Origin of the sequence: Hydrogenophaga sp. Root209 (genome assembly GCF_001428625.1) — a bacterium.
Lineage (GTDB): Bacteria > Pseudomonadota > Gammaproteobacteria > Burkholderiales > Burkholderiaceae_C > Hydrogenophaga.
In genome coordinates, this window is record NZ_LMIE01000001.1 from 182,970 (window position 1) to 195,518 (window position 12,549).

At 67.1% G+C, this 12,549-nt stretch carries 14 protein-coding genes; 11 read left to right on the forward strand and 3 right to left on the reverse strand.

What is annotated here, in order from left to right; all coding sequences use genetic code 11:
* Positions 1-4 precede the first annotated feature (4 nt).
* Positions 5-1,366 (forward strand): DUF3422 family protein, encoded by a 1,362-nt coding sequence (locus ASE11_RS00915; RefSeq protein WP_056264483.1) that lies wholly within the window; start codon positions 5-7, stop codon positions 1,364-1,366.
* A 6-nt stretch (positions 1,367-1,372) separates the two neighbouring features.
* Here ASE11_RS00915 and mnmA read toward each other — a convergent pair whose 3' ends face one another.
* On the reverse strand, positions 1,373-2,527 hold the full coding sequence (mnmA, locus tag ASE11_RS00920; protein WP_056264485.1) for a tRNA 2-thiouridine(34) synthase MnmA: 1,155 nt from the start codon (positions 2,525-2,527) through the stop codon (positions 1,373-1,375).
* 216 nt (positions 2,528-2,743) lie between these two features.
* On the opposite strand from mnmA, the gene ASE11_RS00925 reads away from it, so the two are divergent.
* The 8 genes from ASE11_RS00925 to ASE11_RS00960 all read left to right on the forward strand — a co-directional run bounded on the left by ASE11_RS00925 (position 2,744) and on the right by ASE11_RS00960 (position 8,993).
* Positions 2,744-3,811, forward strand: coding sequence for an extracellular solute-binding protein (locus ASE11_RS00925; RefSeq protein ID WP_056264488.1), 1,068 nt, complete (start codon positions 2,744-2,746; stop codon positions 3,809-3,811).
* 3 nt (positions 3,812-3,814) lie between these two features.
* Complete coding sequence (locus ASE11_RS00930) at positions 3,815-4,930, forward strand: ABC transporter ATP-binding protein (protein ID WP_056264491.1); 1,116 nt, start codon at positions 3,815-3,817, stop codon at positions 4,928-4,930.
* 5 nt (positions 4,931-4,935) lie between these two features.
* Positions 4,936-5,802, forward strand: a complete 867-nt coding sequence (locus tag ASE11_RS00935; RefSeq protein ID WP_056265565.1) for an ABC transporter permease — start codon at positions 4,936-4,938, stop codon at positions 5,800-5,802.
* 84 nt (positions 5,803-5,886) lie between these two features.
* Complete coding sequence (locus ASE11_RS00940) at positions 5,887-6,753, forward strand: ABC transporter permease (protein WP_056264494.1); 867 nt, start codon at positions 5,887-5,889, stop codon at positions 6,751-6,753.
* 117 nt (positions 6,754-6,870) lie between these two features.
* Positions 6,871-7,128, forward strand: coding sequence for a PepSY domain-containing protein (locus tag ASE11_RS00945; protein WP_056264497.1), 258 nt, complete (start codon positions 6,871-6,873; stop codon positions 7,126-7,128).
* Entirely contained in the window at positions 7,125-7,652 is a 528-nt protein-coding gene (locus ASE11_RS00950; protein ID WP_056264500.1) for a cytochrome b/b6 domain-containing protein, read from the forward strand. The genes ASE11_RS00945 and ASE11_RS00950 overlap by 4 nt, the downstream gene beginning before the upstream one ends.
* 27 nt (positions 7,653-7,679) lie before the next feature.
* On the forward strand, positions 7,680-8,084 hold the full coding sequence (gene arfB, locus ASE11_RS00955) for an alternative ribosome rescue aminoacyl-tRNA hydrolase ArfB (RefSeq protein WP_056264503.1): 405 nt from the start codon (positions 7,680-7,682) through the stop codon (positions 8,082-8,084).
* 165 nt (positions 8,085-8,249) lie between these two features.
* Complete coding sequence (locus ASE11_RS00960) at positions 8,250-8,993, forward strand: hemerythrin domain-containing protein (RefSeq protein WP_056264508.1); 744 nt, start codon at positions 8,250-8,252, stop codon at positions 8,991-8,993.
* On the opposite strand, the gene ASE11_RS00965 is transcribed toward ASE11_RS00960, so the two are convergent.
* Together ASE11_RS00965 and ASE11_RS00970 are read right to left on the reverse strand one after the other, a co-directional pair.
* Complete coding sequence (locus ASE11_RS00965; RefSeq protein ID WP_235501156.1) at positions 8,990-10,363, reverse strand: GAF domain-containing protein; 1,374 nt, start codon at positions 10,361-10,363, stop codon at positions 8,990-8,992. The genes ASE11_RS00960 and ASE11_RS00965 overlap by 4 nt on opposite strands.
* Complete coding sequence (locus ASE11_RS00970) at positions 10,360-10,857, reverse strand: hypothetical protein (RefSeq protein WP_235501157.1); 498 nt, start codon at positions 10,855-10,857, stop codon at positions 10,360-10,362. Before ASE11_RS00970 ends, ASE11_RS00965 begins: the two co-directional genes overlap by 4 nt.
* A gap of 135 nt (positions 10,858-10,992) precedes the next feature.
* Here ASE11_RS00970 and ASE11_RS00975 point away from each other — a divergent pair, with 135 nt between their 5' ends.
* Both ASE11_RS00975 and ASE11_RS00980 read left to right on the forward strand, forming a co-directional pair.
* A complete protein-coding gene (locus ASE11_RS00975) occupies positions 10,993-11,595 on the forward strand; it encodes a TetR/AcrR family transcriptional regulator (protein WP_056265570.1) in 603 nt (200 codons plus the stop codon).
* A gap of 65 nt (positions 11,596-11,660) precedes the next feature.
* A complete protein-coding gene (locus ASE11_RS00980; RefSeq protein ID WP_056264514.1) occupies positions 11,661-12,548 on the forward strand; it encodes an alpha/beta hydrolase in 888 nt (295 codons plus the stop codon).
* Position 12,549 lies beyond the last annotated feature (1 nt).

Genomic DNA, 12,549 nt, shown 5'->3' on the forward strand with positions numbered 1-12,549 from the left:
GCCGATGAATTCGCCCACACAAGCTGCCGACAGTCCCGTCCCGCCCAGTGCATTGCCGCCCGACGACGCCCTGCGCGAAGAGCTGCACAACGAAGTGCATGCGCGGCCTTCCGCGCGCATCCGCCTGCCGGTGCTCATCGTCTTTGTGGCGGTACTCAACGACGGCGTGAGCCGCGAGCAGGAATGTGAGCATCTGCGCCGACTGCCCGGGCAGGACGCCCTGACCCCCGAACAGTTGCGCGGCAACTTTCTGCGCCTGCGCTTCGAGGGCTACACGCTCAAATGGGAGCGCCACACCGAGTTCACCCGCTACTCCATCGTGCAGCCCCTGCCCGAAGGCACGGGCCTGGGCACGAGCGAGCCGGCACTGCTGGACGCACTGGTCACGCCGCCGGGCTGGCTGAGCGAGATTCCGGGGCGCACGGTGGCCGCGATCAAGATGGTCATGCTGCAGGCCGTGCTGCCCGATCAGAGTCCGGCGGCCCAGGCCGCCCTGATGGGGCCCGCGCAGCGCTGGTTCGGCGGACGCACCGTGGTCGCCTCACAACTGGGTGGCGGCCATTCCTGGGCACTGACGGACTTCCACCTGCGGCCCTCGGGTTTCGAGCGCATGCTGGTCATCACCCCGCAAGACACGAGCGAAACCCGGGCCGGTCGCATTTCCCAGCGCCTGTTCGAAATCGAGACCTACCGCCTGATGGCACTGCGCGGCCTGCCCGCGGTCAAGACGCTGACGCCGATGCTCGCGCAGGCCGAAACCCAGCTGGCCTCCATCACGGCACAACTGGAGAACAAGTCCACGTCCGAGCAGGAGCTGCTGGACCAACTGATCTCGCTGGCGGCCCGGGTGGAGCGCGCCACGGCCGAGAACACCTACCGCTTCGCGGCCACGCGCGCCTACGACGCGGTGGTCACGCAGCGCATTGCCGAGTTGCGCGAGAAGCCGATTCCGGGCACGCAGACCATCGGCGAGTTCATGCAGCGCCGGCTCTCGCCAGCCATGGCCACGGTGGCCGCGAGCGCGCAGCGCCTGGCTTCGCTGTCCGAGCGCGTCTCGCGCGCCAGCGCGCTGCTGCGCACTCGGGTCGACATCGTCACGGAAGCACAAAACCAGCAGTTGCTGGCCAAGCTCACCCGGGGCCAGGAACTGCAGCTGCAACTGCAGGCCACGGTGGAAGGCCTGTCGATCGCGGCCATCTCGTACTACGTGATCAGCCTGCTGCTCTACATCGCCAAGGGCGCCAAGGCCGCGGGTCTGCCGATCCAGCCGGAGATGGCCGCAGGCGCTCTGGTGCCACTCGTGCTGTGGGTCGTGTGGCGCACCACGCGGCGCATTCACGCTCGCCTGGGCGCGCCCGCGCATTGAGCCGCTTCAGGCCGGCACGGGCCCCGAGCGGGCGAGTGTCTCGGCGGCCATGGACGCGGCATCGGAGGTGATCACACCGCCGCCCAGGCACACCTCGCCGTCGTACAGCACCGCGCTTTGCCCGGGGGTCACGGCCCACTGGGGGTCGGTGAACGCGAGCGCGAAACCGGTGTCACCGTCGGCCTCGAAACGGCAGGGCGCATCGGCCTGGCGGTAGCGCGTCTTCGCGGCCATGTCGCCGGTGGCCGGCGCGTGGCCCGAGACCCAGCTCGCGTCCTGCGCGCGCAACCGCGGCGTGAGCAGCCAGGGGTGGTCGTGGCCCTGCACCACCCACAGCGTGTTGGTCTTGATGTCCTTGCGTGCGACGAACCAGGGCGCGTGTTCGTTGCCGCCCTTTTGCGCGCCCTTCTCGCGCACCCCCCCGATGCCCAGGCCCTGGCGCTGCCCCAGGGTGTAGAAGCTCAGGCCCACATGCTGGCCGAGCACGCGGCCCTTGTGGTCCTTGATCGGCCCGGGTTCCTTGGCGATGTAGCGGTTGAGGAAATCCCGGAACGGCCGCTCGCCGATGAAGCAGATGCCGGTGCTGTCCTTCTTCTTCGCATTGGGCAGGGCGATCTCGGCCGCGATGCGGCGCACCTCGGTCTTGGGCAGCTCGCCCACCGGAAACAGCGTCTTGCTCAGTTGGGCCTGGTTCAGGCGGTGCAGAAAGTAGCTCTGGTCCTTCAGCGGATCGCGTCCCTTGAGCAGCTCGAACGATCCATCGCGCTCGCGCACCCGGGCGTAGTGACCGGTGGCGATCTTCTCGGCGCCCAGGCGCATGGCGTGGTCCAGGAAGGCCTTGAACTTGATTTCGGCATTGCACAGGATGTCGGGGTTGGGCGTGCGCCCGGCCTGGTACTCGCGCAGGAACTCGGCGAACACGCGATCCTTGTATTCGGCAGCGAAGTTCACGTGTTCGATGTCGATGCCCAGCACGTCGGCCACGCTGGCGGCGTCCAGAAAATCCTGCCGGGTCGAGCAGTATTCGCTGTCGTCGTCGTCTTCCCAGTTCTTCATGAAGATGCCGATGACCTCAAAGCCCTGTTGTTTGAGCAGGTACGCGCTCACCGCGGAGTCCACGCCCCCGCTCAACCCGACCACCACCCGTTGTTTGTTTGCCATCGAGGGATTATCCCAGCCACGCACATGGCCCCGCGCGTTGCGGGGCTGTCACCGGACCGTCACCCGTTGGACGTACGCTGATGTCGGCTCGCTTCGTGCCTGCTGTCTTGACAAGCCATGCCGTTGGACCATAGTGGCGCTTCGCCTGTCACACCCGGTCCATCCCGTCGTCACGCTGTCTTCATTGTTCTGTCACCTTTGAAAGTGAGTCACCACATGAGCCGACCCCTCCACCGCATGGCCCTGGCCACCCTGGCGTTGTGCGCCGCCACCGGCGCCAGTGCGCAAGACAAGACGCTGCGACTGCTCACCTGGGGCGGTTACGCGCCCAAGGAAGTGGTCGAGCAGTTCACCAAGGAAACCGGCATCAATGTCGAGGTCACGCTCTCGAACAACGAGGAAATGATCTCCAAGCTGCGCGCCACCGCGGGCGCCGGCTTCGATCTGGTGCAGCCCAGCCAGGACCGCATCGCTGGCCCGCAGACCGAATTCAAGATCTACAAGCCCATGGACCTGAGCAAGCTCAAGTCCGAGCTGTTCATCCCGTCCATGCTTGACGCCACCAAGAAGAACACCACCGTGGCCGGCAAGGTCTATGGCGTGCCGCACATCTGGGGCACCGACGGTCTGGTCGTCAACACCAAGACCTCCAAGGCCACCGATTACGCCGACCTGTGCGCCGCAGAGAACGCCGGCAAGGTCAGCATGCGCCTGAAGCGACCCACACTGATTGCGATGGCGTTTGCATCCGGCAAAGACCCGTTCAAGCTCTACAACGACCCCAAGGCCTACACCGCCCTCATGGATGACATGGGCAAGAAGCTCGCCGAGTGCAAGAAGAACGTGAAGTTCTACTGGGACGGCAAGGACCAGCTGCTCGCGGGCATCCGCTCGGGTGAGCTGACCACCGCCATGATGTGGGACACCGGCGGCTGGGAACTGAACAAGGCCAACCAGGACATCAAGTTCATCGCGCCCAAATCCGGTGCGCTGGGTTGGGTCGACACCTTCGCCCTGCCCGCCAAGGGCAAGAACGACGAAGCGGCCTACGCCTGGATCAACTTCAACATGCGCCCTGAGGTCGCCGCCAAGGTGGCCAGTGCCGCAGGCAACTTCACCGCCAGCAAAGGCGCCGACCAGTTGGCCGACGCCACACTCAAGAAGCAGTTCGCCGACAGCTTCCCCGAGGCCGCGCTGAAGAACATCAAATGGTACCCCCCGGTGCCCGCCGGCATTGAAGACATCGAAGGCCGCGTGCTCGACCGCGTCAAAGCCGCCAAGTAAGCGGTGCCCACACCCGGCGCCGGATCCCCCGGCGACAACGATCTCGAAGTCCTGGCCGTCGACAAACGCTATGGCGCGTTTGCGGCGGTGCAGGCCTTGAGCTTCAACGTCCGCCGCGGCTCGTTCTTCTCCATCCTCGGCCCTTCGGGCTGCGGCAAGACCACGCTGCTGCGCATGATCGCGGGCTTCATCGCGCCCGACAGCGGGGACCTGCGCATCAAGGGTGCGTCCATGCTCGGCGTGCCACCCAACCGGCGGCCGGTGAACATGGTGTTCCAGCACCTGGCCCTGTTCCCCATGATGAGCGTGGGTGAGAACATCGCCTACGGCCTGGAACGCCGCGGCGTCAAAGGCCCGACCATCCAGGCCAAAGTCACCGACATGCTGCAGCGCGTGGGCCTGCCCGGCAGTGCCGACAAGCGCATCGACCAGCTCTCCGGCGGGCAGAAACAACGCGTGGCCATCGCGCGCTCGCTGGTGCTGGAGCCCACCCTGCTGCTGCTCGACGAGCCGCTGGGCGCGCTGGACCTCAAGCTGCGCGAGCACATGAAGGTCGAGCTCAAGCAGTTGCAAGCCGAGATCGGCACCACCTTCGTCTACATCACGCACGACCAGTCGGAAGCACTGGTGATGTCGGACCAGGTCGCGGTGATGAACCAGGGTCGCTTCGAGCAGCTCGGCAGCCCGCAGCAGCTGTATTACGAGCCGGCCACGTCCTTCGTGGCGGGCTTCGTGGGCAACAACAACCGTTTCGAGGGCCACGTGGAGCAGCTCAACGGTGCCCAGGTGCAGCTGCGCACCGGCAGCGGCATGGCCCTGTGGGCGAAGGCCGTGGGCACAGTCACCGTGGGCCAGACCGCGGTGCTCTTCGTGCGACCCGAGGCCATCGAAATCGGGCGCAGCCCGAAAGAGCTGCCCGCCGGCGACCCGGCCTGGAGCGCTGTGGTCGACAGCGTGCTGTTCGACGGCGGCAACTCCACCGTGCAGGTGCGCGAGGCGCGCAGCAACACGCCGCTGCACATCGCCCTGCCTCTCACCGGACGCCTGGCCGATCTGAAGCCGGGTGAGACGGTGCACTTCGCCTACCAGAGCGCACAGGCCTGGTGCTTCGCGGCCTGATCACCATGACCCCGAGCACCCACCGCCGTTTCTTTCTGGGCGTGTTGTTCGCGCCGGCGCTGCTGTGGCTGCTGGGTCTGGTGATCCTGCCGCATGTGGAACTGCTGGTGCTCTCGCTGCAGGCGCGCACCGGGCCGGGCAAGTACGGCTTCAGCCTGGCGCAATACCGCACCTTCGTGGACGAGCCGCTGTACTGGAACACCTTCGTGCGCACCGCCACGCTCTCGGTGCTGGCCACGCTGCTCACGCTGCTGCTGGCCTTTCCGGCCGCCTGGTACATCGCCAAGGTGGCACGCGGCCGCGCCAGGGCCATGCTGCTGGTGCTGTGCCTGCTGCCGTTCTGGGTCAGCGAGTTGGTGCGCACGCTGGGCTGGCTGATCCTGCTGCGCGAAACCGGTGTGGTCTCCAGCCTGCTGCAGAGTCTGGGCCTGGCCAGTGCACCGGTGGAGCTGCTCTACCGCGACACCACCATCCTGGTGGGTCTGGTCTACGCCTCGTTGCTCTTCATGGTGATCCCGCTGGTCAACAGCCTGGAGAGCCTGGACGACAGCCTGATCGAAGCCGCCTACGACCTAGGCGGCAGCACCACCAACATCGTGCGCCGCATCGTCATTCCCCACGCGGCACCGGGCATCGCGGCCGGTTGCATCGTGGTCTTCATGCTGTGTCTGGGCAACTACCTCACGCCCACGCTGCTGGGCGGCAAGAACTCGCTGTGGTTCACCGAGCAGATCTACACGCAGTTCATCACCCGCTTCAACTGGAACCAGGGCGCGGCCTTCGGTTTCCTGCTGCTGTTTCTGTCCACCGTGCTGGTGTGGGTGGGCCTCAAGCTCACCGGCCAGCGCTTTGGCGCGGTGATGAAGACCTGACGACATGAAGCCCCCACGTTCACTTCGTTTTCTGCCCCCCGAGGGGGCGCTCAGTGTCCTTCGGGCGGCCGTGCGGCCACTGACATGATCCCGAGCCTTCCCCGTTCCCTCACCCAGCGCATCGGCCTCAACACCTTCGTGGTGCTGTTCTTCGTGTTCCTGTTCGTGCCGCTGCTGGTGGTGGCGCTGTTCGCGTTCAACAACGCGCCTTACCCCACACCGCCCTGGATGGGTTTCACGCTCGACTGGTTCGTGGCCAACAACGACAGCCGCACCGGCCTGCTGGCCGACGGCGAGCTGATCCAGAGCCTGGGCACCAGCGCCTGGGTCGCCATCTGGGTCACGGTGCTCTCGGTTGGCGTGGGCACCTGCAATGCCTTCCTGCTGGAGCGTTTCGACTTTCCCGGCAAGAACGCCATCGCCCTGCTGAGCATGCTGCCGCTGGTGATCCCGGGCGTGATCCTGGGCATCTCCATCCTCGCGTTCGCCAGCCGCATCGCCAACTTCGCTGACGAGACCTGGGGCCTGGAGCTTGACTTCCTGCGCCCGGGTCTGCCGCTGGTGATCCTGGGGCAGTTCTGCTACATCGTCACCATCGCCACGCTCACCATCTCGGCCAGCCTGCGCCGCTTTGACCGCACGCTGGAGGAAGCCGCCTACAACCTCGGCGCCAGCCGCGCCGCCGTGCTCTGGACCATCACCCTGCCCTACCTGCGCCCGAGCATGATCGGCGCGGCGGCCATGGCCTTCCTCATGTCGTTCGAGAACTTCAACACCACGCTGATGCTCGTGGGCTCGGACTCGCCGCTCACCGTGCTGATGTACAGCCGCATGCGCGAAGGCGCCACACCGGTGCTCAACGCGATCAGCCTGTTCCTCATGATCGCCTCCGCCCTGCTCGCGCTGATGCTGTTGTGGCGCAAGGCGCCCGATCGCGCCAATGGCCACTGAGCGGCTGCGTTACCGCTGCTGACATTCGTCACAAAGCGGTTTAAGCCTCATTTCAAGTTCGTTCGTTTCAATGCCTTCACCAGTAACCGCTGGCATCGATACACAAGGAAACGAATCATGAAATCTGTTGTTCTCTCCGCTCTTCTTCTCGCTGTGGCCGGTGCCGCTGTCGCCGGCCCGGCGTGCAACGCACCGAAGGAAAAGTGGATGCCCGAAGCGGCCTTCAAGAAGGATGTGGAAGCCCAGGGCTACCAGATCAAGACCTTCAAGGTGAGCAAGGGCCAGTGCTACGAGATCTACGGCACCGACAAGGCGGGCAAGAAGGTCGAGATCTACTTTGATCCGGTGAGCGGCAAGCCGGTCGAGCAGAAGTGACCACCGTCGCATCGAAGCGGGTCTGGGACCCGCTGGTGCGCGTCTTCCACTGGTCGCTGGTGGCTTGCGTGCTGCTCAACCTGTTCGTGGTGGAGGACGGCGAAGCCCTGCACCAGTGGCTGGGCTACGCGGCCGCCACGCTGGTGGGCGTGCGCGGGGTGTGGGGCTTCATCGGCCCGCGCCACGCGCGCTTTGCCGACTTCTTCCCGACGCCGCGCCGCATGGTGCGGCACATCCGCGCCTTGGCAACGGACGAACCCGAGCGCCACTGGGGCCACAACCCGCTGGGTGGGCTCATGGTGCTCGGCCTCATGGCCATGGTGCTGGCGCTGGGCCTCACCGGCTGGATGCAGGGCCTTGACGCCTTCTGGGGCGAGGAGTGGCTGCAAGACCTGCACGAAGGCCTGGGCGAGTGGTTGCTGCCGATGGTCGGCTTGCACGCAGCAGCGGCCATCGTCATGGGCCGCATCGAGCGCACGCGCCTCGTCAAGGCCATGGTCACCGGCGTGAAGGAACGCTACTGACTCGGCACTGCATGGCACACTGCGCCGATGCCGATCACCATCGATCCTGCCGAGGTCGAGTTCACCGCCATCCGCGCCCAGGGCGCGGGTGGACAGAACGTCAACAAGGTCTCCAATGCAGTGCACCTGCGCTTCGCTGTGCACGCCTCCTCGCTGCCCGACGCGGTCAAGGAACGGCTGCTCGCGCTGAGCGACCAGCGCATCACCACCGAGGGCGTGGTGGTCATCAAGGCGCAGACCAGCCGCAGCCTGGAGCAGAACAAGGCCGAAGCGCTGGAGCGCCTGCAGGCGCTGGTGGACAGCGTGGCCACGTTGCCCAAGGCGCGCAAGCCCACCAAGCCCACCTTCGGCTCGAAGCAGCGCCGGCTGGAGGGCAAGGCCACGCGCGCCACCGTCAAACAACTGCGCGGTCGTGTGCGCGGACTCGACTGAAACAGCTGCCGCCCGCTTCGCTTAAGGTTTTTTTACGATTCCTTTAAGCGCTATTTAGCAGCGCGCGCCGCGGTGGATTCCTAGACTTGCCTCCATGATTCGCTGCACATGGGGTGCTGCGGTCATCACGAGACAAGCCGGGCTCTGCCCGCCCAAGGAACCACCATGCAATCCCACGCACTCGAAATGGCCCACGTGGCCGCCACCGCCCGCACCCACCTCGGCCGATTCAACATGTACGCCGGCATCCACAAGGCCTTGCGCGCCTTGATGGCCGACACCCTGATCACCGTCGGGCGCACCGACCCCACGGACGCCGCCGATGTGGCGCATGCCTCGACCCGGGTGGGTGAACTCATGGACCTGTGCGCCAGCCACGTCGTCCACGAAAACAACTTCGTGCACCCCGCACTCGAGGCGCGTTGCCCCGGCGTCTGCGGGTCCGTCGCGCGAGACCACGAAGGCCATCTGCACCACATCGCCCACCTGCGCGACGCCGCCCAGGCCCTCGTCGGCCTGGAGGCCGCCGAGCGCGAGGCCGCGCTGCAGGCGCTGTACCTGGCGCTGGCGCTGTTCGTGGCCGACAACTTCCAGCACATGCATGTCGAAGAGACGGTGCACAACACCGCGCTCTGGGCCGCCTACAACGACGCCGAACTGATCGGCATCCACGACGCCCTGCTCGCCACCATCCCGCCGGCCGAGATGATGCTGGTGATGCGCTGGATGCTGCCGCAACTCAACGCGCCCGAGCGTCTGGGCGTGATGCAGGGCATGCGCGCAGGTGCACCGGCGCCGGTGTTCGACGGCATGCTGAGCGCAACGCAAGGACTGCTGAACCAGCGCGACTGGACCAAGCTCGCGCGCGGCCTGGACGTGCCGCCCGTGCCGGGTCTTGTTGTCGGCTAAGCGGCCATCTCTTCGAGCTCGACCGGGCCGTTCGCCTCGAAGCGAAAACAACCGCGCCCGGTCTTCTGGATGCGCAGTTGCGGGCATTGCTCGGCCAGCCGGCGGTGCAGCAGCAGCAAGCGGGCTTCGAGGTTGTCGGCCACGTCGGGCAGGCGCAGCGAGCGGTCCAGCCGCAGTTCGCGGTTGGTGAACTCGCTGCGGCCCTGCTGGCTGTGGCGCAACAGCTTCCACAGGATGGCGCCCGCCACACCTTTGATCAGGTAGGCGTTGTTGATGAACACGCTGTCGTTGCTGCGGTAGTGCCGAACGCACAGAGCCGGGCCAGCCGCGACCGGGAGAGCTTTCGCCGTGGCGGCCTGCGCCTCGTCCGCGGAGCACGGTTCTTCGGCCTCCTGCATGACGTCGATGACCGCGCCCAGCTGGCCGCCCAACGCCACCAGCAGATCTTCGTCTTCGAAGCTGAACTGCATGTCCAGCGGACTCTCGACAAACAGCACACCCACCACCCGACCGGCCGAGCGCAGCGGCACCGCCAGCTGGCTGTGCGGCTCGGGCAGGCCGGGGTAGGGGATGTCGGTGTTTTGCGGGTGCGCATCGCCCAGGCTGTTGCGCATGGCGCGGCTGTAGAGGTAGGCGCTGGTCATGTGGGTGATGCGCACCGGCGTGCACTCGCGCGCGGCCACACCGATCACGCCATCACCCAGTGCGATCTCGGAGCCCACGCCCGAGGTCTCGTAGCCACGGCTGGCCACGGTGTAGAGGCGCTGCGTGGAGGCGTCCAGTATCAACACCATGGCGTGACGCACGGCCAGGCCTTGCTCCAGCGTGTCCAGCGTAGCCTCGAGTGCCGCGCCCAGGCTGCGCGCGGCCGAAAGGCGCGCACTGCCGCGGCGCAGGACGGCGAGAAAGTTGGGCTTGGGCGGCGGCGGCGACAAAGCTTCGGACAGCGGCTCCTGCGGCAAGCGCTCGACCTCCATCACCTCGTGGATGTCCGACCCGCGCAGCCGAAACACGTCGGCCATGCCGGTGTGCGAGGCAATGCCGGCCAGCTGCGCTTTCATGCTCTCGAACACCGGACCGGCATCTTCGGTGCGCAGATAGCGCAGGTGCAATCGGTAGAAAACGGCGTTGTGCGGGTTGAGCACCAGCACGGTCGAGCGCGGGTTGGCCAGCAGGTTCTGTCGCGTCTTGTTGAAAAACTGGAACGACAGCGCCACGTGGCCTTCGTCCACGTAGTGGACCTGCGAGATGTAGGCCACGTTGGGCGTGCCGTCGGCCGCGCAGGTGGCCATGATGGCGGGGATGGCGCCTTCCAGACAGGGTCGCACCTCACCCAGGTCCACCACGGGCACAGAGATAGCCGCCGTCACGGCGTCCCCGCAATGGGCTGGCCCGCCTTCGAGCCGGGTGTCTGGTCGAAGGCCAGCTCAGGCTCGAACTCGATGGCCACCACGTCGTCGAGCCGGTGCGCGAGCATGGCGCGCGCATAGCGCGGGCCGAAGCCGATCTGGGTCAGCTCGCGCTCCATGCCGCGCAGGTAACGCTGCAGCGCAGGCGCGTCGTCCTCGCGCGCCTCGCGCAGCCTGGCGCCACGTGTCTTGAGCTGCACGGTCTTGTGGCTGCTGGGCTGGCTGAACACCACCGCCAGGCGCCCACTGCGTGCGACATCGCCGAGCAACTGCGCCGCCTGACTGCGGCAGACGTACACGGTGATGTGGCGGCCCTGCGCCTGCACAAGGCTGCCGACGGCGCGCATCACGCTGGGCGTGAGATCGGGGCCGCAACTGCTGGCGATGACCGAGACGCCCCCGTCCATCATGGCCAGGTGCGCCGGTGTCAACAGGGGTGGGCTGGGTTGTTCCAAGGGGGCCGGCGTCGGTGGACGGGACGCCGCGATCATAGCCAGCAGGTGCCGCAACGCCAAGCGCCCAGGCACGCGACACGGCCCGCGCGACATCCGTTGCTTGCTTTTTCGCACGATCGTGCCAAAATGCCGCGCATGGATGCCCGAACCCAGAAAAGTGAAATGACGCGCGCCGCCATCGTGGGCGCGGCGCTGGACCTGGCTTCGTCCGACGGGCTGGAAGCCATCACGCTGCAGGCGGTGGCCGACCGCATCGGCGTTTCCAAGAGCGGCGTGTTCTCGCGCGTGGGCTCGCGCGAGGCCCTGCAGAAGGCGGTGATCGAGGAATTCGGCCGCCGCTTCCTTGCCGACGTGTTCGTGCCGGCGATGCAGGCGCCCAAGGGGCTGCCGCGCCTGAGCGAGATCGTGCGGCGCTGGTTCATCCGCCTGCGCGATGTCGAGGCCCACACCGGCTGCCTCTATACCTCGGGCGCCTTCGAACTCGACGACCGCGAGGGCGAGCTGCGCGACCTGTTGCTGGGCGAAGTCACCCGCTGGCGCGCCGCGCTGCGCCGCACCGTGCTGCAGGCCGTCGAGCTTGGCCACCTCCAGCCCGGCACCGACCCCGAGCAACTGGTGGGCGAGATCTGCAGCCTGGCAATCGGGCTGGTGCACGACGTGCGCTTTCTGCGCGACCCCCGCGCCACCGAGCGCGCGCAGGCCACCTGGGCGCGGCTGGTCAAGACCTATCAGACCTGATCCCTTTTCTGCTCGGACTTTTTTTGAACCAATTTCGCACAACTGTGCGATTACAGGAGCATTCCATGACCACCAACCCACTTCAGACCGCTTCCGCCTACTACCAGGCCAGCCCCGGCACGCGTTGGCTGCGCTGGGCGTTGGGTCTGTCCGAGCGCCTCTGGCCGGCGCTGGCCGTGCGCGGCGCCTACCGCCTGTTCGGCACCCCGCTGCCACCGAAATGGTTGCACCGCCGGCAGCCCGCACTGGCCACCTGGCAGGCCACACCCTGGCCGTTCGAGCAGGCCAACCTCACGCTGTACCAACCACCGCCCGGCCCACCCGGCCCGGTGGTGCTCCTGCTGCACGGATGGGGAGGCCACGCCGCGCAGATGCTGCCACTGGCGCAGGCCCTGATGACCCAGGGCCTGCGGCCCATGCTGGTGGACCTGCCCGCCCATGGCCGCAGCCAGGGCAGTACCAGCAACCTGCCGCAGTTCGCGCGCGCCATCGAGTACGTCACCGCCCGCCTGCAGCAACAAGGCCATGAGGTGCGCGCCGTGGCGGCGCATTCGCTGGCCGCCAACGCGCTGGCCTACGCCGCCGCGCGCGGCCTGCCGGTGGCACGGCTGGCGCTGCTGGCGCCACCGGCCTCGCCCCACGCCTACACGCGCCTGTTCGCCATGGTGTTCGGCCTGAGCGAGGACACGCGCTCGCGCATGCAGCAACGCGTGGAAGCGCGCGAAGGCATTCTGATGCGCCAGTTCGAGCCGGCCGCGGTCGGCCCGCGCGTGGCCGTGCCCACGCTCATCGTGCACGACCGCGAAGACCGCATCAACCGCTTTGCCGACGCCGAGGCCTACCGCGATGCGATCGCTGGCGCGCAGTTGATGGAAACCAGCGGCCTGGGCCACACCCGGCTGCTGCGCGACGAGCAGGTGCTGCAGGCGGTGGTGGCACACCTGCGGAGCTAAG

Bases quoted from the DNA above. Each gene is read 5' to 3' on its own strand.
- ASE11_RS00980 (WP_056264514.1), top strand. From the start codon at position 11,661: ATGACCACCAACCCACTTCAGACCGCTTCCGCCTACTACCAGGCCAGC.
- mnmA (WP_056264485.1), bottom strand. From the start codon at position 2,527: ATGGCAAACAAACAACGGGTGGTGGTCGGGTTGAGCGGGGGCGTGGAC.
- ASE11_RS00925 (WP_056264488.1), top strand. From the start codon at position 2,744: ATGAGCCGACCCCTCCACCGCATGGCCCTGGCCACCCTGGCGTTGTGC.
- arfB (WP_056264503.1), top strand. From the start codon at position 7,680: ATGCCGATCACCATCGATCCTGCCGAGGTCGAGTTCACCGCCATCCGC.
- ASE11_RS00975 (WP_056265570.1), top strand. From the start codon at position 10,993: ATGGATGCCCGAACCCAGAAAAGTGAAATGACGCGCGCCGCCATCGTG.
- ASE11_RS00915 (WP_056264483.1), top strand. From the start codon at position 5: ATGAATTCGCCCACACAAGCTGCCGACAGTCCCGTCCCGCCCAGTGCA.
- ASE11_RS00935 (WP_056265565.1), top strand. From the start codon at position 4,936: ATGACCCCGAGCACCCACCGCCGTTTCTTTCTGGGCGTGTTGTTCGCG.
- ASE11_RS00960 (WP_056264508.1), top strand. From the start codon at position 8,250: ATGCAATCCCACGCACTCGAAATGGCCCACGTGGCCGCCACCGCCCGC.
- ASE11_RS00940 (WP_056264494.1), top strand. From the start codon at position 5,887: ATGATCCCGAGCCTTCCCCGTTCCCTCACCCAGCGCATCGGCCTCAAC.
- ASE11_RS00945 (WP_056264497.1), top strand. From the start codon at position 6,871: ATGAAATCTGTTGTTCTCTCCGCTCTTCTTCTCGCTGTGGCCGGTGCC.